Source organism: Clostridium ganghwense (genome assembly GCF_026735165.1).
In the GTDB taxonomy this organism is placed as follows: Bacteria; Bacillota; Clostridia; order Clostridiales; family Clostridiaceae; genus Clostridium_H; species Clostridium_H ganghwense.
In genome coordinates this window covers 69,396-87,106 of sequence record NZ_JAPQES010000004.1, presented here as the reverse complement: position 1 = coordinate 87,106, position 17,711 = coordinate 69,396, and the positions used below count along the sequence as shown (strand labels likewise).

At 29.7% G+C, this 17,711-nt stretch carries 18 protein-coding genes; all 18 read left to right on the top strand.

Annotated elements, in window-relative coordinates:
• The first annotated feature begins 177 nt into the window (after positions 1–177).
• The 18 genes from OXH55_RS11685 to OXH55_RS11600 all read left to right on the top strand — a co-directional run bounded on the left by OXH55_RS11685 (position 178) and on the right by OXH55_RS11600 (position 17,571).
• Complete coding sequence (locus tag OXH55_RS11685; RefSeq protein ID WP_268050158.1) at positions 178–1,851, top strand: sensor histidine kinase; 1,674 nt, start codon at positions 178–180, stop codon at positions 1,849–1,851.
• Positions 1,852–1,855: 4 nt separating this feature from the next.
• Positions 1,856–2,560 (top strand): LytR/AlgR family response regulator transcription factor, encoded by a 705-nt coding sequence (locus OXH55_RS11680; RefSeq protein WP_268050157.1) that lies wholly within the window; start codon positions 1,856–1,858, stop codon positions 2,558–2,560.
• Positions 2,561–2,679: 119 nt separating this feature from the next.
• The gene (locus OXH55_RS11675) at positions 2,680–4,113 is read left to right on the top strand and encodes a carbon starvation CstA family protein (protein ID WP_268050156.1); all 1,434 of its coding nucleotides are present in this window, start codon (positions 2,680–2,682) and stop codon (positions 4,111–4,113) included.
• A 317-nt stretch (positions 4,114–4,430) separates the two neighbouring features.
• Complete coding sequence (locus tag OXH55_RS11670) at positions 4,431–5,024, top strand: hypothetical protein (protein WP_268050155.1); 594 nt, start codon at positions 4,431–4,433, stop codon at positions 5,022–5,024.
• Between the two features lie 198 nt (positions 5,025–5,222).
• Positions 5,223–5,573, top strand: coding sequence for a DUF6514 family protein (locus OXH55_RS11665; RefSeq protein ID WP_268050154.1), 351 nt, complete (start codon positions 5,223–5,225; stop codon positions 5,571–5,573).
• Between the two features lie 125 nt (positions 5,574–5,698).
• Positions 5,699–6,112: a holo-ACP synthase gene (locus OXH55_RS11660; protein ID WP_268050153.1), complete on the top strand. Its 414-nt coding sequence runs from the start codon at positions 5,699–5,701 to the stop codon at positions 6,110–6,112.
• Positions 6,075–7,583 carry an NAD(P)H-hydrate dehydratase gene (locus OXH55_RS11655; RefSeq protein ID WP_268050497.1) on the top strand — a complete coding sequence of 503 codons (1,509 nt, stop codon included), beginning with the start codon at positions 6,075–6,077 and terminating at the stop codon, positions 7,581–7,583. Before OXH55_RS11660 ends, OXH55_RS11655 begins: the two co-directional genes overlap by 38 nt.
• Before the next feature lie 79 nt (positions 7,584–7,662).
• Positions 7,663–8,292: a germination lipoprotein GerS-related protein gene (locus OXH55_RS11650; RefSeq protein WP_268050152.1), complete on the top strand. Its 630-nt coding sequence runs from the start codon at positions 7,663–7,665 to the stop codon at positions 8,290–8,292.
• Positions 8,293–8,342: 50 nt separating this feature from the next.
• Positions 8,343–9,506 (top strand): alanine racemase, encoded by a 1,164-nt coding sequence (alr, locus tag OXH55_RS11645; RefSeq protein WP_268050151.1) that lies wholly within the window; start codon positions 8,343–8,345, stop codon positions 9,504–9,506.
• A 141-nt stretch (positions 9,507–9,647) separates the two neighbouring features.
• A complete protein-coding gene (locus OXH55_RS11640) occupies positions 9,648–9,968 on the top strand; it encodes a CopG family transcriptional regulator (RefSeq protein ID WP_268050150.1) in 321 nt (106 codons plus the stop codon).
• Complete coding sequence (locus OXH55_RS11635) at positions 9,928–10,275, top strand: type II toxin-antitoxin system PemK/MazF family toxin (protein ID WP_272509053.1); 348 nt, start codon at positions 9,928–9,930, stop codon at positions 10,273–10,275. The genes OXH55_RS11640 and OXH55_RS11635 overlap by 41 nt, the downstream gene beginning before the upstream one ends.
• Positions 10,276–10,406: 131 nt before the next feature.
• Positions 10,407–11,231 carry a transketolase gene (locus OXH55_RS11630; RefSeq protein WP_268050149.1) on the top strand — a complete coding sequence of 275 codons (825 nt, stop codon included), beginning with the start codon at positions 10,407–10,409 and terminating at the stop codon, positions 11,229–11,231.
• Positions 11,231–12,172, top strand: coding sequence for a transketolase family protein (locus OXH55_RS11625; RefSeq protein WP_268050148.1), 942 nt, complete (start codon positions 11,231–11,233; stop codon positions 12,170–12,172). The genes OXH55_RS11630 and OXH55_RS11625 overlap by 1 nt, the downstream gene beginning before the upstream one ends.
• A 175-nt stretch (positions 12,173–12,347) precedes the next feature.
• Complete coding sequence (locus OXH55_RS11620; RefSeq protein ID WP_268050147.1) at positions 12,348–13,202, top strand: YitT family protein; 855 nt, start codon at positions 12,348–12,350, stop codon at positions 13,200–13,202.
• A 104-nt stretch (positions 13,203–13,306) separates the two neighbouring features.
• Entirely contained in the window at positions 13,307–13,993 is a 687-nt protein-coding gene (gene ftsE, locus OXH55_RS11615) for a cell division ATP-binding protein FtsE (protein ID WP_268050146.1), read from the top strand.
• The gene (ftsX, locus tag OXH55_RS11610) at positions 13,983–14,873 is read left to right on the top strand and encodes a permease-like cell division protein FtsX (RefSeq protein WP_268050145.1); all 891 of its coding nucleotides are present in this window, start codon (positions 13,983–13,985) and stop codon (positions 14,871–14,873) included. The genes ftsE and ftsX overlap by 11 nt, the downstream gene beginning before the upstream one ends.
• A 126-nt stretch (positions 14,874–14,999) precedes the next feature.
• Positions 15,000–16,262 carry a S41 family peptidase gene (locus tag OXH55_RS11605; RefSeq protein WP_268050144.1) on the top strand — a complete coding sequence of 421 codons (1,263 nt, stop codon included), beginning with the start codon at positions 15,000–15,002 and terminating at the stop codon, positions 16,260–16,262.
• Between the two features lie 19 nt (positions 16,263–16,281).
• The gene (locus OXH55_RS11600; RefSeq protein ID WP_268050143.1) at positions 16,282–17,571 is read left to right on the top strand and encodes a PDZ domain-containing protein; all 1,290 of its coding nucleotides are present in this window, start codon (positions 16,282–16,284) and stop codon (positions 17,569–17,571) included.
• Positions 17,572–17,711: the final 140 nt, after the last annotated feature.

Here is a 17,711-nt window from a genome sequence, read left to right as displayed (position 1 = left end):
TAGATAGCAGTAGTTAGGTATGGGGTCCCAATAATTAGGGACCAGATACCAGCTTATAAGTACTAGGTGTCAGTAAGTAAAATTCAAATTGAAGAAAAAATTGCAAGTTTAGCAGAAATATTGCAATAAATTATGCACTAAAGACAGATGCCCGAGAAAAGAGAAGGGGTGGAAAATTTGATAGAAATATTAAAAAATCTTACCAATAATGTAGGGTATATTTTATTTGTTGCATTTATTATTTCCCAATCTAATAGCTTTAAAAAAATTATTCAAAAAGATAAATTTAGGAAGAATGATTTGATTGCTTTATCTATTATTTTTGGATGTTTTGGAATATTAGGCACATATATAGGTACAGATATTAATGGAGCAATAGCTAATACAAGAATGATTGGTGTTATTGCAGGGGGGATACTTTGTGGTCCTTTTGTAGGTACAGTGGCAGGAATTATAGCTGGTGTGCATAGATTCTTAATAGGAGTTGGAGGAATAACTACTGTTCCATGTGTTATTACAACAATCACTGCAGGAATTGTATCAGGTATATTGTATGAAAAATGTGACAGTAAAAATAATTGGATATATGGACTTATAGGTGGAATTTTTATGGAAAGTTTAGAAATGTTATTAATTCTTATTATTTCTAAACCATTTCCAACAGCAATTGCAATAGTTAAGAATATATATATACCTATGGGGTTCACAAATGCAGTAGGTATATCTGTATTAATATTATTAATACAAAATATATTTAAAGAGAAAGAACAAATAGCAGCAAAGCAGGCGCAGATAGCTTTAGAAATAGCAAATAAGACTTTACCTTATTTTAGAGAAATAAATAGTGATTCTTTTGAAAAAATATGTGAAATTATAAAAGATTCTATAAATGCTGATTCAGTATCTATTACAGATAGGGAACACGTACTTGCTCATGTAGGGTTGGGATCAGATCATCATGTTAAGGGAGCTAAAATATTAACTGGTGCTACAGAAAAAGTTATTAAAAGCGGTGAAATTTTAGAATTGAATAGTGCAGAATTAATTAATTGTCCTTATGAGAATTGTCCATTAAAATCAGGTATTATTGCTCCGCTAAAGGATGGAGAAGAAATAATAGGTTCGTTAAAAATATATTATGGAAAAGAAGGTGCTACATCCTTTAGAAATAGGAATTTAGCTGTAGGACTTTCACAAATAATATCAACACAATTAGAAATAAGTAAGCTTGGTAAGTTAAAAGAAATGGCTAACAAAGCTGAAATAAAAGCTCTTCAAGCTCAAATCAATCCTCACTTTCTATTTAATGCATTAAATACAATAACTTCTTTTGTTAGAATAAATCCAAATAAAGCTAGAGAATTAATTATTAACTTATCCACATATTTGAGGTATAATTTGGAAATAGGAGATACTCCTGTGGATATTTACAAAGAAATGGAACAAGTAAAAGCCTATATAGAAGTAGAAAAGGCAAGATTTGGAGAAAAATTAAATGTTATTTACGATATTGATGATAACATAGATATAAAGATACCTAGTTTGATTATTCAACCTATAGTTGAGAATTCTGTAAAACATGGAATTTTAAAAAATGATAAAAAAGGAACAATAAAGATTGAGATAAAGAAGGTAGATAATGAGAAAGTTAAGGTTAGTATAGAGGATGATGGAATAGGAATTTCACAAGAGGTTATTGATAAAGTGTATGAAGGCAGTATGAAGGAGAGTAAAATAGGAATTTCTAATGTTAACAATAGGCTAAAATATATTTATGGAAGAGGCCTTCAAATAGAAAGATTAAAGAAAGGAACTAAAACAACTTTTATTATTGAACAGTTGAAAGGATGATTTTATGAACTGTATTGTTGTTGATGACGAATATCCTGCAAGAGAAGAATTAAAGTATTTTATTAAACAGTTTAGCAGCATAAAGATACAAGAGGAATTTGATGATTCTATAAAAGCATTAGAATATATAGAAAAGAATAAACCTGATATTGTTTTTTTAGATATAAATATGCCTAAGCTGGACGGAATGGCATTAGGAAGAATAATAAATAATTTTGAAAAAAAGATAATAATAGTATTTATAACGGCATATAAAGAACATGCAGTACATGCTTTTGAGATAGAAGCTTTTGACTATCTTTTAAAGCCATATTCCGAAGAAAGAATTGTAAATACTTTAATGCGTCTTGAGAAAATCGAATTTACAAATAAATGTATAAATAGTAAGATTACTTTAAGAACAAATAATAAACTGAGAGTAATAAATATTTGTGATATCTGTTATTGTGAGGCGCATGAAAGAGAAACAATTATTTATACAAGTAAGGAGAAATTTATTGAGAACTGCAGTATATCAGAATTTTATAAAAGGTTGCCTACAAATAATTTCTTTAAAAGTCATAGATCTTATATAGTTAATTTAGAAAAAATAGTTGAAATAATACCTTGGTTTAATAATACCTATATGGTTAAATTACAAGAGATAGATGAAGAAATACCAGTTAGTAGAAACAATATAAACGATTTCAAGCACTTAATGGGCATATAAATGCACTTTATGTGCTTTTTTTGTTCTTTGATGTAAGATATAAATAAATACTCTAATAAGTTAATTATAATGTAGACAAGAAGTAAGTGTTATAAAACTTATGGGAGGAGTGTTGTTTAATGGTATCATTTTTATTATCTATTGTTGCTTTAATTATTGGATATTTCGTTTATGGTAAGATTGTTGAAAAGGTTTTCGGTGCTGATGATAGTATTGAAACACCAGCGGTTAGACTTGAAGATGGTGTTGATTTTGTTCCATTGCCAGAATGGAAAATATTCTTGATTCAATTCTTAAATATAGCAGGCCTTGGACCAATTTTTGGTGCAATAGCAGGTGCTATGTGGGGACCTGTTGCTTTTCTTTGGATAGTTTTTGGATGTATTTTTGCTGGTGCAGTACATGATTATTTTTCAGGTATGTTATCAGTAAGACATAATGGGGCTAGTATTGCAGAAGTAGTTGGACAGTATCTTGGAAATGGATTTAAACAATTCATGAGAGTGTTTTCCGTTGTGTTACTTATTCTTGTAGGGGTTGTATTTGTAAAAGGACCTGCTTCTATATTAAACAATTTAACAGGAATTGATATAACAATATTATTATATTGCATATTTGCTTATTATTTAATTGCTACAGTAGTTCCAGTAGACAAGCTTATAGGGAAAATATATCCTATATTTGGTATTTGTCTGTTGATTATGGCAATTGGTGTTGCTGGAGCAATGGTATTTGGAGGAGTTCATATTCCAGAAATAGCGTTAAAAAGCATGCACCCTAAAGCTGAATCAAATCCACTATATCCATTGTTATTTATAACAATTGCTTGTGGAGCTATTTCAGGATTCCATGCAACTCAATCACCACTTATGGCTAGATGTATAACAAAAGAATCTCAAGGAAGAAGAATATTCTATGGTTCAATGATAGCTGAAGGTATAGTTGCTTTGATTTGGGCAGCAGCTGCAATGAGTTTCTTTGGTGGAGTAGATGGACTTGCTGGTGCAATGTCTGTTAAAGGACATAACGCCGCTTGGGTTGTAAATGAAGTATGTAATACATGGTTAGGTAGAGTTGGTGGATTCTTAGCAGTATTAGGTGTTGTAGCTGCTCCTATAACATCAGGAGATACTGCATTCAGAAGTGCAAGACTTACAATAGCTGATTCATTAAATTTCAAACAAAGTGCAATTAAGAATAGATTTGTAATTAGTATTCCACTATTTGCAATTGGATTTGCATTAACTAAAGTTAACTTTACAATAATCTGGAGATATTTTGGATGGTCAAATCAAACTTTAGCTACAATAGTGCTTTGGACTGCAGCAATGTATTTGGTTCATAAAGGTAAGAATTTCTGGATGGCAGCAGTTCCAGCTACATTTATGTCAGCTGTATGTATAACATTTATTGCAAATGCTAAAATAGGATTTAAGTTACCTATGAGTATATCACTTCCACTTGGTATAGGTGGAGCAATATTAGCTTTAGTATTGTTCTTAGGTGCGGCTAAAAAAGTACAAGCTAAAGTTAATGGAAATAAGGCAGCATAGAATAAAAGTGCGAAGGAACATTAATCTAGTAACTAGTAGTTAGGTGCCAGTAACCAGTGAAGGAAGTTTTGCTAAGACAAAACCTAAACTTAAATAAAAGAAAGAGCAAGAACATAGATATTCTCTATATTCTTGCTCTTTTTTTTGTGTTTATTTTTACTTAATTTAATTTTTGAAATTTTCTTTTTATTTTTCTTTCAGGCTACTGGTTACTGGTCACTGATAACAGAATGTTGCTTTGCAACATTCTTATATAACGTATATTTTATGTTTAATTTGATAAAATAAGAACGTATATTTCTAAGGTAGGTGCTTATATGAAAAATGAGGATTATTTAAGAAAACGTTATAGACGCTTTGCAGAATTTTTATCTGTAGCTTGTTCAAGAGAGTTGGAATACTTTATTCTTGATTCCAGGTTTACTAGTGCTTTTAATTATAGAGTAAAGGAAATTGTAAAAGAAGTTAAAAAAGAAGGAAATAAAGATATTGAGTTTAGTGTTCTATATAACACAGAAGGGGATGTTGCTTTAATAGATGCAAATATCTTAGGGGATTTCATAAGTAATAACTATAATGCATCTATGGAGAAATACTATAAAGGAATAGTATTAGATAAGATAATAAAAGAAGTGATAAATGGAAAAGAGAAAGCAAAAGCAGATTTTATTAAAATTTCATATTCCATAATGTATAAGACTATAAATGAATTATATAGAGAAGTAAAATGTAAAAAAGAAGTTATGAATAATTATATGGAAAAATATAAATTAGCAGAATACAAAGGAAATGATAAAGCTATAATAGTAATTGTTTTACTTATAATGGAAGATGTATGTAGGTATATTTCTATCGATAAAGATTTATTTCTTTCAAGTATAAGCCAAATAATCTTTTCTAAGAATATATAAGTATTCGACAAATAAACATATAGCTTCCAATTGCTGGTTGTAAAAATGGGTTTTATAATAAATGATAAGGTAATTAAGGTATATTATTGTCATAAATTCTAGATAAATTTCAAGAAATACATTTTAAAAATTGACAAGTTTTTCACAAAAAGGATGATATTATATTGTTAAAGGAAAGTTGCAGGGGGGATAACAATAATGTTAATAGTAGAAAACTTGTGCAGAAGTGAAAAATATGAAGATGTAGAGTACAATTACTCATATAGAGTAATTAAAGACCAAGTTATCTTTGCAGAATGTGAGAAATCAGAAATACAATCTTATGGAATTGAAGTGGAAAGACAAGATATAGTTGAGGGAAAAGTTATAAAGATTGAAAGAGATTTTGTTAAATGTATAAGCCCTCATAGACATAAAGTTCATAATTTAGTAAAAGTGCTTTACGATAATACAGTGTCGCCGCTACATCTTCTAGATGTTTTAGGAGAATACATAGACCAATATATAACTGACTTTGATGAAGTTTTAAAAAATATATACATTTGCTAAAGGAGGATTACCTCCTTTTTTGTTTATAAAAATAAATTTTAGGTGTAAAATTAATGTAGGCTATGTTTAAATAAAAAGTTTATTAGGAACATAGTTCACATTTAGTTATTGGGGGTGGTTTTAGTTTGATAATTGGTATAGGTGTGGATATAGTCGAGATAAGCAGGATAAAAAAAGCTATGGAGAGAAATTCTAATTTTATCAATAAATTGTTTAGTAAAAATGAGATTGAGTATTTACAAAGCAGAAATATGAGAGTAGAAAGTGTAGCTGGTAGATTTGCCGCAAAGGAAGCAGTGTCAAAAGCACTAGGAACAGGGTTCAGAGAATTTGAGTTTAAAGATATAGAAATTGATAGAACTACTTTAGGAAAACCTATTGTTTTATTAAAAGGTAAAGCTAAAAAGATGGATAGGAAATGGGGACAATATAAAATACATTTAAGTATCTCTCATAGTAAAGAAAATGCTATAGCTTATGCAGTTTTGGAGGTTTATGATGATGCGAATAGTAACATCACAGAAAATGAGAGAAATTGATAAGTTTTGTATAGAAAATTTGAAAATACCAAGTATAGTTTTGATGGAAAATGCAGCTTTAAAGGTACTTAATAATTTGGATGTACATAAAAATAATTATTTTGTTATTATATGTGGAAGTGGAAATAATGGTGGCGATGGATTAGCTCTTGCAAGACATTTATGGATACTTAAAAAGAAAGTAGAGATATTTTTAATAGGAGACGAATCAGGGTTAAGTGGAGATTGCAAAGTAAATTACGATATTTTATTAAGTATGGACATTAAGATAAATCATATAAAAAATATTGGAGATGTGGATGAACTTAGAAATGCAACAAATAGATGTGAAGTTATTGTAGATGCTATATTTGGCACCGGACTTTCCAGAAAAGTAAAGGATATGTATGAAATTGTCATTTCACTTATAAATGTAAGTAATAAATATGTAATTTCAATAGATATTCCATCAGGACTTAATGCTGATACTGGAAATGTTTTGGGAGTTGTAGTAAAAGCAGATAAAACAGTATCTTTTCAATTTTATAAAAAAGGATTTTTGAATTATGATGCTCATAATTCAACTGGTGAAATTATAATTGAAAAAATAGGAATTCCTGAATTTACTGCTGATGAATTTCAAATTAAAGATTACTTAATACAAGAAGATGATGTAAAAAAAGCTATGACTTATAGAAATAAATATTCCCACAAAGGTAGATTTGGAAGGGTGTCAGTGATTGCAGGTTCAAAAGGCTTTACGGGGGCAGCATATATAACAACTCAGGCGGTAGTAAGAAGTGGAGCTGGGCTTGTTACTTTATGCTGTACAGAGGCTGTTCAACAAATTATGAGTAATAAGTTTGTTGAAGCAATGACAGTTTCTTTTAAGGAAAGGGAAAAGTTAAACGAGATTTTAAAGAAAAGTAATGTCATAGCTATAGGACCTGGCATGGGTAATAATGAAGGTACTTTGAAAATAGTTACAGATGTTTTAAAATTTACTCAATGTCCTTTAGTTATAGATGCAGATGGTATAAATGTATTAAAGGATAAACTGCATTTATTAAAAGATAAGAAGGCAGAGGTAGTGCTAACACCACATTTAGGTGAAATGTCTAGAATTACAGGTATTTCAATAGAAAAAATAGAAAAGAATAGAATAGATATAGCTAAGAAATTTGCTAAAGAATATGGGGTTATTTTGCTTTTAAAAGGATATAATACTGTAATTACTAATGGTGAAACTGTCGTAGTTAATTCAACAGGCAATAGTGCTATGGCATCAGGGGGAATGGGAGACTGTTTAACAGGGATAATAGCATCCTTTATCGGACAAGGAGTTAAGCCCTTTGAGGCGGCATGTATTTCAACGTATATCCATGGTTATTGTGGGGATAAATTATCAAAGAAAATGTTTTGTGTAAATGCACAACATGTTTTGGAAGAGGTACCTTATGCTATAAAAGAATTACAACAGCAAAGTATCTAGATAAGTTTCAAGAGAATAAGAATATTGTAAGGTAATAGAGAATAGTATTAGTAATATAAATTTTAATCTGGAGGAATTTATGAGAAAAAGGTTATTAATACTATTCACTATTAGTTTATTAATGGTATTAAATTTATGTGGATGCAGTAAAAAACAAAACGACCCCAGTAAAGTTGTACAGTTTTTAAAGGAACTTAATAGTTATACTTGTGATCTAGATATACATATAAAAAATAGTAAGCAAGAGAGAAAAGTTGAATGTAAACAATTTTATGATGAAAAATTTGGTCACAGACTAGACATTGGAGATGGGAGAATATTAATATATAAAGAAAATGATATATTAGTAAGTGATCTCAATAACAATGAAGATTATACATTGGACAAGAATTTCGATAGTGTATACAAGTTGAGCTTTTTACAAGAATATATTGGGCTGTTATATACTAATGAAGAAATAAGATATTCTACACAAACTATATGTGATAAAGAATATCAACTTATCCATTTAATGATTCCTGGTAATAATAGAAATATTAGTAAAGCCATTATGTATGTAAATCTTGAGAATAAACTTCCAGAAAGAACAGTGATTTGCGACATAAAAGGGCATGAAGTAATAAGCTTTGGTTACAGAAATTTTATTCCAAATCCAAAGCTAGAAAAAGATATTTTTGAAAATAAAAAAGATGAAAATACAAATGAATAATATAATCAAGTTTTAGGAGAAACTTGGTTTTCTAGTATGGGGGTAATAGAGTGGTTAAACATTTAAGACCAGTATGGGCAGAAATTAATCTAGATAATTTAGAATTTAATATGCAGCAAATAAGAAAAATTTCAAAAAGTGAAGAAATTATAGGTGTAGTTAAAGCTGATGCTTATGGACATGGAGCTTTAGATATAGCTCCTGTACTATTGGAAAATGGTGCAACAAGACTTGCTGTTGCAGTAGTTACTGAAGGTATAGAACTAAGAAGAGGTGGAATACAGTGTCCTATAATAGTTTTAGGATTTACAGATCCTAATTTTATACCAGATTTATTAAAATATGATATTGAACAGACAGTATTTTCTTACGAATATGCTAAAGAACTTTCAGAAACAGCCCAAAAAAAGCATAAAATAGCTAAAATTCATATAGCAGTAGATACGGGTATGGGGAGGATTGGATTTTTTCCTAATCAGGAAAGTGCAGAAGAAGTATATAAAATAAGCCAACTTCCTAATATATCAATAGAAGGTGTGTTTTCTCATTTTTCAACTGCAGATGAAGAAAATAAAGAATATACTTATTACCAATTGGAAAATTTTAATAAATTTTATGGTTATTTAGAACAAAAAGGTATAAATATAAAGAAAAGACATATAGCAAACAGTGCTGCTATAATTGATTTGCCAGAGACACATTTTGAAGCTGTAAGACCAGGAATAATTTTATATGGATATTATCCTTCTAAGGAAATTGATAAAAGCAAATTAGAATTAAGACCTGTTATGAAACTTAAGACGAAGATAGCTCACATAAAAAATATACCATCAGGGCATTATATAAGTTATGGAAGAAAGTTTAAAAGTTCTAAGGAAAGTATAATTGCTACATTACCTATAGGGTATGCAGATGGTTATACAAGAGCACTATTTAACAAAGGCAAAGTAATAATAAAAGGACAGCATGCGCCAGTTGTTGGAAGTATTTGTATGGATCAATGCATGATTGACATTACTAATATATCTTCAGAGATTAAAGTAGGTGATGAAGTTGTACTTATGGGTAAGACAGATGAAGTGAAGTTTGATGCTGACGACATAGCAGAAATATTAGGTACTATTAATTACGAAGTGATTTGTGCCATAAGCAAAAGGGTTCCAAGAGTGTACATAAAAGATGGAGAAGTTGTTAAAATAAGGAACTATGTGTAATATATAAATGAATTGTGTATAATTACATACCAAAAAATTTAAAAGAAACAGGGTTTTTCTTTGACAATTTGACAAATATTAAACTATAATGGGATATGTACATATTCGCTTTATGATAATTTAGGAGGTATTAATAACTCTATGTCAAGCTCAAAGAAATTAATGACAAACCTGTCTAAAGAACTTAATGAAGAGATTAGAAAAAAATTAAAAAAAAAATACAAAAAAAAGAGTGAATTTATTAGAGATACTTTAATACTATATATTGAGGACAAAAAAAAGTTAAGCAAGATAGATGAATTAAAAAAAGGATATATAGAAATGGCGCAAATTAATTTAGAGCTAAGTGAAACGGGCTTTGTGAAGGATATGTCACAATTAAAAGAATATGAAGCCAAGCTTGCGGAGAGTGATTTGCCTGATGACAATGGTAGTGAAAAGAGGAGATATATTTTATGCTGACTTAAGTCCAGTTGTTGGTTCAGAACAAGGTGGAATAAGACCGGTACTTATTATTCAAAATAATGTAGGCAATAAATACAGTCCTACTGTAATTGTTTCTGCCATTACATCGCAGATAAATAAGGCAAAACTTCCAACCCATGTAGAAATATCATCGGAGGAATATGGTCTGAATAAGGATTCAGTTGTTTTGCTAGAGCAGATTAGGACTTTAGACAAAAGAAGATTAAAAGAAAAAATCGGTCATATGTCGGAAAAAGATATGAGAAAAGTGGATGAAGCACTTTTAATAAGTGTTGGATTATGAAGAAAAAGGGCATAAAAGCCCTTTTTTTGATGCAATTTAATAACTCTTATACAAAATGTGATATAATTTAGTGTATTTTTGTACATAAATTGATATAATAAGTAAAGAGAAAACATTAGGAGGCGTTAAAAATGGAAAAAGATATGCAGAATCTCAAAGAGATAGCAAAACAAGTTAGAAAAGACATTGTAACCATGTTAACAGAGTCTGGGTCAGGTCATCCAGGCGGATCTTTATCAGCGGTTGAAATTTTGACTACTCTATATTTTAAAGAAATGAATATAAATAGTGAAGAACCACAAAATCCAGATAGAGATAGATTTGTTCTTTCAAAAGGTCATGCAGCACCAGTTTTATATAGTACATTAGCTCAAAAAGGCTTTTTTGATAAGGATGAACTACTAAAATTAAGAAAAATGGGTTCTATGCTTCAAGGCCATCCTAATATGAATTATGTTCCAGGAATTGATATGTCAACAGGGTCTTTAGGTCAAGGTATATCTACAGCTGTAGGTATGGCTATAGCAGGCAAATTAGATAAAAAAGACTATAGAGTATATGCATTACTTGGAGATGGAGAATTACAAGAAGGACAAGTTTGGGAAGCAGCTATGTCAGCAGCTCATTATAAATTAGATAATTTAACTGCTTTTTTAGATAATAATGGATTACAAATAGATGGAAATGTAGAAGATGTATTAAATCCAGGTCCAGTAGATGAAAAGTTTAAGGCTTTTGGATGGCATGTAATAAATGTTGATGGACATGATTTTGAAGCTTTAATCAACGCAATTGCTGAAGCTAAAGCTATAAAAGAAAAGCCTACAATGATAGTATGCAAAACTGTAAAAGGAAAAGGCGTGTCATTCATGGAAAACGAAGCTGGTTGGCATGGCTCAACACCTAGTAGAGAACAATGCGACCAAGCTTTAAAAGAAATCGGGGGTGAAGAATAATGGCTAATAAAATTGCTACTAGAGAAGCTTACGGAAAAGCTTTAGCCAAATTAGGACAGGAAAATCCAAATGTAGTTGTACTTGATGCAGACTTATCAAAATCAACTAAAACAGCAGAATTTAAAAAAGTTTGTCCAGAAAGATTCATAAATATGGGAATAGCAGAAGCAAACATGATGGCTGTTGCTGGAGGACTTTCAACTTGTGGTAAGATACCATTTGCTAGTACTTTTGCAATGTTTGCAGCAGGAAGAGCTTTTGAACAAATAAGAAATACAATTTGTTATCCAAAATTAAATGTAAAAGTATGTGCAACTCACGCAGGAATTACAGTTGGTGAAGATGGAGCATCACATCAAGCTATAGAAGATATATCTTTAATGAGAAGCATACCAAATATGACAGTAATATGTCCAAGTGATGGTGTTGAAGCTGAAGCAGCAATAAGAGCTATTGCTGAATATAATGGACCATGCTATGTAAGACTTGGAAGATCAGCAGTTCCAGTTATAAATGATAATCCTGAATATAAATTTGAACTAGGAAAAGCTGTAACTTTAAGAGAAGGAAAAGATGCGACAATAGTTGCAACAGGTATTATGGTAGATGCAGCTCTTGAAGCTTACAATCTTCTTGCAGAAGAAGGGATTAAAGTTAAAGTTATAAATATACATACTATAAAACCAATAGATGTAGATGCAATAGCAAATGCTGCAAGAGAAACAGGAGTAGTGATTACTGCTGAAGAACACAGCATAATTGGTGGATTAGGTTCTGCGGTATGTGAAGTGTTAAGTGAAAATAGCCCTGTTCCAGCAGTAAGAGTTGGAGTTAAGGATGTTTTTGGTGAAAGTGGTAAACCGAATGAATTATTAAAAGCATATGGACTAACAGCTGAAGATATAGTTAAAGCTGTTAAAAAAGGAATTTCACTTAAATAAAAGAAGTAGCTGAAGCTGCTGATAAGGAAGGAGTTAATTTTACTCCTTCCTTTTATTTTAATAAAAATTTTTAGTTATTATGAGAATTTTGTATAATATATTTTGAAGTTTGGATATATTGTATGTTGTGTGGAAAACTAAGTTTAAAGGAATTACAAAAGAAGGAGTAGGTTTAATGGAAAAAAGGTTTAAAGAATATTTTTGGACTACTATAGGGTTTTTAATAGTTGCATTTGCTATAAAATTTTTCTTAGCACCTAATAAGATAGCAGGTGGGGGAGTTATGGGTATTGCTATAATAATTAATCACCTAATTCCTAATCTATCAATAGGTATTTTAATGCTGGCAATGAATGCAGTGTCTTTTATAATAGGTATTATAATTATTGGACCTAGTTTTGGTGCTAAAACAATATATGCTAGTTTAGCTATGTCTGCTGTAATAGATGTTTTAGATAGATTAATACCACCAACAACAGCAATAACAAATGATTTGTTTTTAGCTACTTTTTTTGGAACTGTTTTGTCAGGTATAGGTATGGGGATTGTTTTTAATCAAAATGCTTCTACTGGGGGTACAGATATATTAGCAAAAATTATGAACAAATTTGTTCATATAGATATAGGTAAAGCACTACTTATAGTAGATTTAATTATAGCAGTTTTTTGTGGCGTTATTTTTGAAGCTGAAATAGGAATGTATGCTATATTTTCTGTCATTTTGTTAGGCTTTATAATTGATAGTGTAATTGAAGGATTAAATAAATGTAAAACAGTTATGGTTGTGAGCGGCAAGAACGATATGATAAATAAGTATATAATTGAAGAATTAGATAGAGGCTGTACAATATTTGAAGCAAAGGGTGCTTACAGTGGAAATAATAGAGAGGTTTTATATACTGTAGTAGATAGAAGACAATTTATAAAATTAAAAAATTACATAAAAGAAATAGATAAAAGAGCATTTATTACAGTTAGTGAAGCTCATGAGGTTTTAGGAGAAGGTTTTAAAGATATAGTCGAAGATTAGTGTAAATATTCATAATTCGTTAATCAATATTTGCAAATATTATGTTATAATGATAGAGAGAATGTCAATTGCTAAAGAAAACGAGAATAGGAGAAAGTTATAACATGATAGAATTTAAGAATACTACTAAGATATATGAAAATAATGTTTTTGCACTTTCTAATATAAATTTGGATATAGATAGAGGAGAATTCGTTTTTCTTGTAGGACCAAGTGGAGCTGGTAAGTCTACATTTATTAAGCTACTTTTCAAAGAGATAGAACCTACAACTGGAAGAGTGTTAGTAAATGGTGAAGATATAACTAAAATAAAAAGAAAAGATGTACCTTATTATAGAAGAAAAATAGGTATGGTATTTCAAGATTTCAGATTAATACCAACTTTAAATGTATATGAAAATGTTGCCTTTGCAATGAGAGTTGTAGAAGGTAGTAGAAGAGATATTAAAAAAAGAGTTCCAATGGTTTTATCTATGGTTGGATTATCTAAAAAGTACAAGTGCTTTCCTAATGAACTTTCAGGCGGAGAACAACAGAGAGTTGCGCTTGCAAGAGCAATAGTAAACAATCCGTCAGTGCTTATTGCTGATGAACCAACAGGAAACTTAGATCCAGATACATCAGTTGAAATTATGAAGATACTAAACGATATTAATCATGCAGGTACTACTATTATTATGGCTACTCATGATAAGGGGATTGTTAACAGCATGAAAAAGAGAGTTATAGCTATTGAAAAAGGCGTAATAGTAAGAGATGAGCAGAGGGGTAGATACGGTTATGAAGATTAGTACATTAAAATATTTTTCAATTGATGCATTAAGGAGTTTAAAAAGAAACAAAACTTTAAGTGCTGCTTCTATAATTACAGTTGCACTAACGCTTTTTATGTTTGGTATATTTTTACTTACTATGCTTAATGCAAGTAGAATTGTAAGAAATGTTGAATCTAAGCTAGAAGTACAAGTATTTTTAAAAGAAGAAGTTAGTGGAAGTGATAAAACTAGTATCGAAGAAACTGTTAAGGCTATAGATGGAGTTGTTGAAGTTAAATTTGAAACAAAAGAACAAGCTTTAGAAAAGTTTAAAGAACAGCTAGGAGAGAAAAATAAGGACTTGCTCCAAGGATTTGATAAAGAAAATCCACTCCCAGAATCTTATATTGTTAAAGTAAAGAGCCCAGAGATAGTTGAAACAGTGGTTAGTAAGACTGAAAACAAGTCAGGAGTAAAAGAAGTTGCAGCTAATAGGGACTTAGTTGATAGAATTGCCTCTTTTACTAATGGAATTAAATGGCTTGGAATTGCTGCTTTAGTAATTTTAATACCAATTTCTTTACTTTTAATAGGAAATACTATTAAGCTTGCCGTGTATTCAAGAAAGAGAGAAATAGGTATAATGAAATTTGTTGGAGCAACAGATGGATTTATAAGATGGCCATTTATAATTGAAGGGGTAACAATAGGATTAGTAGGTTCCTTGATTTCTACTATTTTACTTAATTATTCATATAAGTTTGCTTACCATAAACTTTCATCAGCTATTGGAATGTTAAATTTAGTATCACCTGCGTATGTGGTAGGTAATGTGTTGTGGATATTTGTTTTAGCTGGAATAATTATTGGTGGACTAGGAAGTATAATATCTATTAGAAAGTTTTTACGAGTATAAAACCAATATATACATTGAAAGGCTGGCATTTTTATAGCCAGCCTTAATATTTATTTTTTATAGGTATAAATATATACTTATTAACGTAACAATATAAGTAATATGGTGTACAAGAGGTGAAAAAAAGTGGATTATAAAGAAATAAAGGATAATTATAACCAAGATAAAGTTAGGAATAAAAGCAAGAAACTTTCATGGATTTTAATAGTTGTTTTAGTAGTTGTTTTAACAAATTTTACTACTTATATTGTAGCAACTAGAGTACCTATAAAAGGTACAATGAGAATAAGTGAAAAAACTTATGATGAAGTTGCAAAGTTTAGTAAAATGTTTATTGTAAAAAATAATATAGAAAAATATTATGATGGAAAGATTGATGAAAATGTTTTAATAGATGGGGCAATAAAAGGAATGACTGAAAGCTTAAATGACCCTTATACTGTATATATGAATGAAAAAGAGTATAAGGAGTTTAGTACTACAACAGAAGGCAATTATGTTGGAATTGGAATACAGATAGATGTAAAAAGCAATAACATAGTGGTTGTAACAGCTTTTGAAGATTCACCTGCAAAGAAGGTAGGATTATTATCAGGAGATATAATTGAAAAAGTTGATGGGAAAGAAGTATCAGGTAAGGATGTAGATAAAGCAATTTCTATGATGAAGGGTGAAAAAAATACTTCTGTAGTAATTACTATAAAAAGAGGCGACCAAGTTCCTTTTGATGTAAAAGTTAAAAGAGATGTTATACCTCTAATTACAGTTAGAGGAGAAATGTTAGATGATAAAATAGGATATATACAGATGTCCATATTTGATGAGCATACAGGAAAACAATTTGTTAAGGAAGCTGAAAAATTAAAGAAAAAAGGAATGAAAGGTTTAATTTTAGATTTAAGACAAAATCCAGGTGGATGGTTAACACAGTGTATTGATGTTACATCAAATTTCCTTAAAAAGGGAAACGTGATTGTTTCAACTAAAGACAAGTATGGATACGAAGAAAAGTTGACATCAAAGGGTGGAGATTTAATAGGAATGCCTCTTGTAGTATTAATAGATGGAGGAACTGCAAGTGCTGCAGAAATTTTTTCAGGAGTAGTAAGAGATTATAAATTAGGAACGTTAGTAGGAACTAAAACTTTTGGAAAAGGAATAGTTCAAAGTGTTTTAAGTGGAAGAAAACAGGGATTTGGAGATGGTACAGCTCTAAAGGTAACAACTTCAAAATATTATACTCCTAATGGAGAAAATATACACCATAAAGGAATTAATCCAGATGTTGAGGTGAAATATCCAGAAGAATTATTAAAGAAGCCTTATGATAGAAAAAAAGATTCTCAATTTAATAAGGCTATGGAAATTATGAAAGAAAAAATGAAATAGTAGAAAGAGTGAGATGTAGATGAATATTACATTAAATACACTAAGAGCCGTTGCATCTGCTATTATAAGTTCGCCTTATGTATTTATACTAATTGGTTTTATAATTATGTTTTATAGGCAAAATAAAAAAACAGTATTGATGCAAAAAATGATTATAGGTGAGAAGCTTAATTCACCTTTTGAACTTACTATATCACAAATAGTTTTAGGATTATTTGCTGGTATTTTAGGAAGTATTTTATTAAGTTATTTAGGAGTAGCATTTGATGAGAATACATCTATAGAATTAATATTTTTGGTATCAATACTTCTTATGTTTATAAATCCAAGATTAATATGTTTTTCTTATTCAGGAGCGCTTTTGGGCTTTATAAGTGTCTTACTGGAAATAATGAGAGGAATGTATGGTATAGAGGTAGAAGCTTTAAAATTTTTAAATATAGATGTGGTAGCTTTAATGACTCTAATTGCAGTTTTGCATTTTGTTGAAGCTATATTAGTTATGGTTGATGGAAGTAAAGGAGCTATACCAATATTTACGAAGAAAGAAAATAAGATAATTGGTGGATTTGCACTTAAAAGATATTGGGCAATACCTATAGCTATTGTTTTAATAATAAATTCAAAAATGTATTCATTAGATGAAGTGATTTCACTTGCTAATTGGAATACCTTATTAAATGTTTCAACACCTATTAGTATTATAAAAAATGCAGCTATAATGCTAATGCCTTTTTATGGGGTAATCGGTTATAGTAATGTAACATTCACTAAGACAAAAAAACAAAAATCAGTTTCATCAGGGATTATGATAATGCTTTTTAGTGCATTTTTATTTATATTTGCGAGACTTGCGGTATTGAATATTTTCTTTAAGTTATTTGTGGTTATTTTTGCGCCTGCGGCTCATGAATTTATGTTATATATACAAAAATATCTTGAGGTTAAAGAAGAACCTAAATATGTTAGCGATGAAAATGGAATGATGATTTTAGAGGTAGCACCAAATTCGCCAGCTTTTGAAATGGGCATAAAGAGTGGAGATGTTCTAGTAGAAGTTAATGATAGAAGAATATTTAAAGAAGATGATATTTTAAATATAATTAGAGAAACTTCTAATTATGCTTGGTTTAAAATAAAAAGAGCAGCTGGTAATTTAGAAGAAATAAGGTACAAAAATCCTAGTAATTTTAAAAGGCTTGGAGTTGTTTTTGTTCCGAAACATGTTCCAGAAGAAAGCGTAGTCGTAAAAGTTAATGAAAATAAGTTTTCGGAAGTTCTAGAAAAAATGAAAAATAAACACAAATAAAATAATTTCAATTTAATGATAGCCAAAAGGCTATCATATTTTTTATATATATATTTAAAAATTAGTTTAAATAAGATTATTGACATGAAAAATATTAAAGTATATTATTAATATAATCGAACAAATGTTCACAGGAGATG

Coding starts and splice junctions, on each gene's coding strand:
- OXH55_RS11680 (WP_268050157.1), top strand. CDS start 1,856: ATGAACTGTATTGTTGTTGATGACGAATATCCTGCAAGAGAAGAATTA.
- OXH55_RS11675 (WP_268050156.1), top strand. CDS start 2,680: ATGGTATCATTTTTATTATCTATTGTTGCTTTAATTATTGGATATTTC.
- OXH55_RS11670 (WP_268050155.1), top strand. CDS start 4,431: ATGAAAAATGAGGATTATTTAAGAAAACGTTATAGACGCTTTGCAGAA.
- OXH55_RS11665 (WP_268050154.1), top strand. CDS start 5,223: ATGTTAATAGTAGAAAACTTGTGCAGAAGTGAAAAATATGAAGATGTA.
- OXH55_RS11655 (WP_268050497.1), top strand. CDS start 6,075: ATGCGAATAGTAACATCACAGAAAATGAGAGAAATTGATAAGTTTTGT.
- OXH55_RS11650 (WP_268050152.1), top strand. CDS start 7,663: ATGAGAAAAAGGTTATTAATACTATTCACTATTAGTTTATTAATGGTA.
- OXH55_RS11640 (WP_268050150.1), top strand. CDS start 9,648: ATGTCAAGCTCAAAGAAATTAATGACAAACCTGTCTAAAGAACTTAAT.
- OXH55_RS11635 (WP_272509053.1), top strand. CDS start 9,928: ATGACAATGGTAGTGAAAAGAGGAGATATATTTTATGCTGACTTAAGT.
- OXH55_RS11630 (WP_268050149.1), top strand. CDS start 10,407: ATGGAAAAAGATATGCAGAATCTCAAAGAGATAGCAAAACAAGTTAGA.
- OXH55_RS11625 (WP_268050148.1), top strand. CDS start 11,231: ATGGCTAATAAAATTGCTACTAGAGAAGCTTACGGAAAAGCTTTAGCC.
- OXH55_RS11620 (WP_268050147.1), top strand. CDS start 12,348: ATGGAAAAAAGGTTTAAAGAATATTTTTGGACTACTATAGGGTTTTTA.
- ftsE (WP_268050146.1), top strand. CDS start 13,307: ATGATAGAATTTAAGAATACTACTAAGATATATGAAAATAATGTTTTT.
- ftsX (WP_268050145.1), top strand. CDS start 13,983: ATGAAGATTAGTACATTAAAATATTTTTCAATTGATGCATTAAGGAGT.
- OXH55_RS11600 (WP_268050143.1), top strand. CDS start 16,282: ATGAATATTACATTAAATACACTAAGAGCCGTTGCATCTGCTATTATA.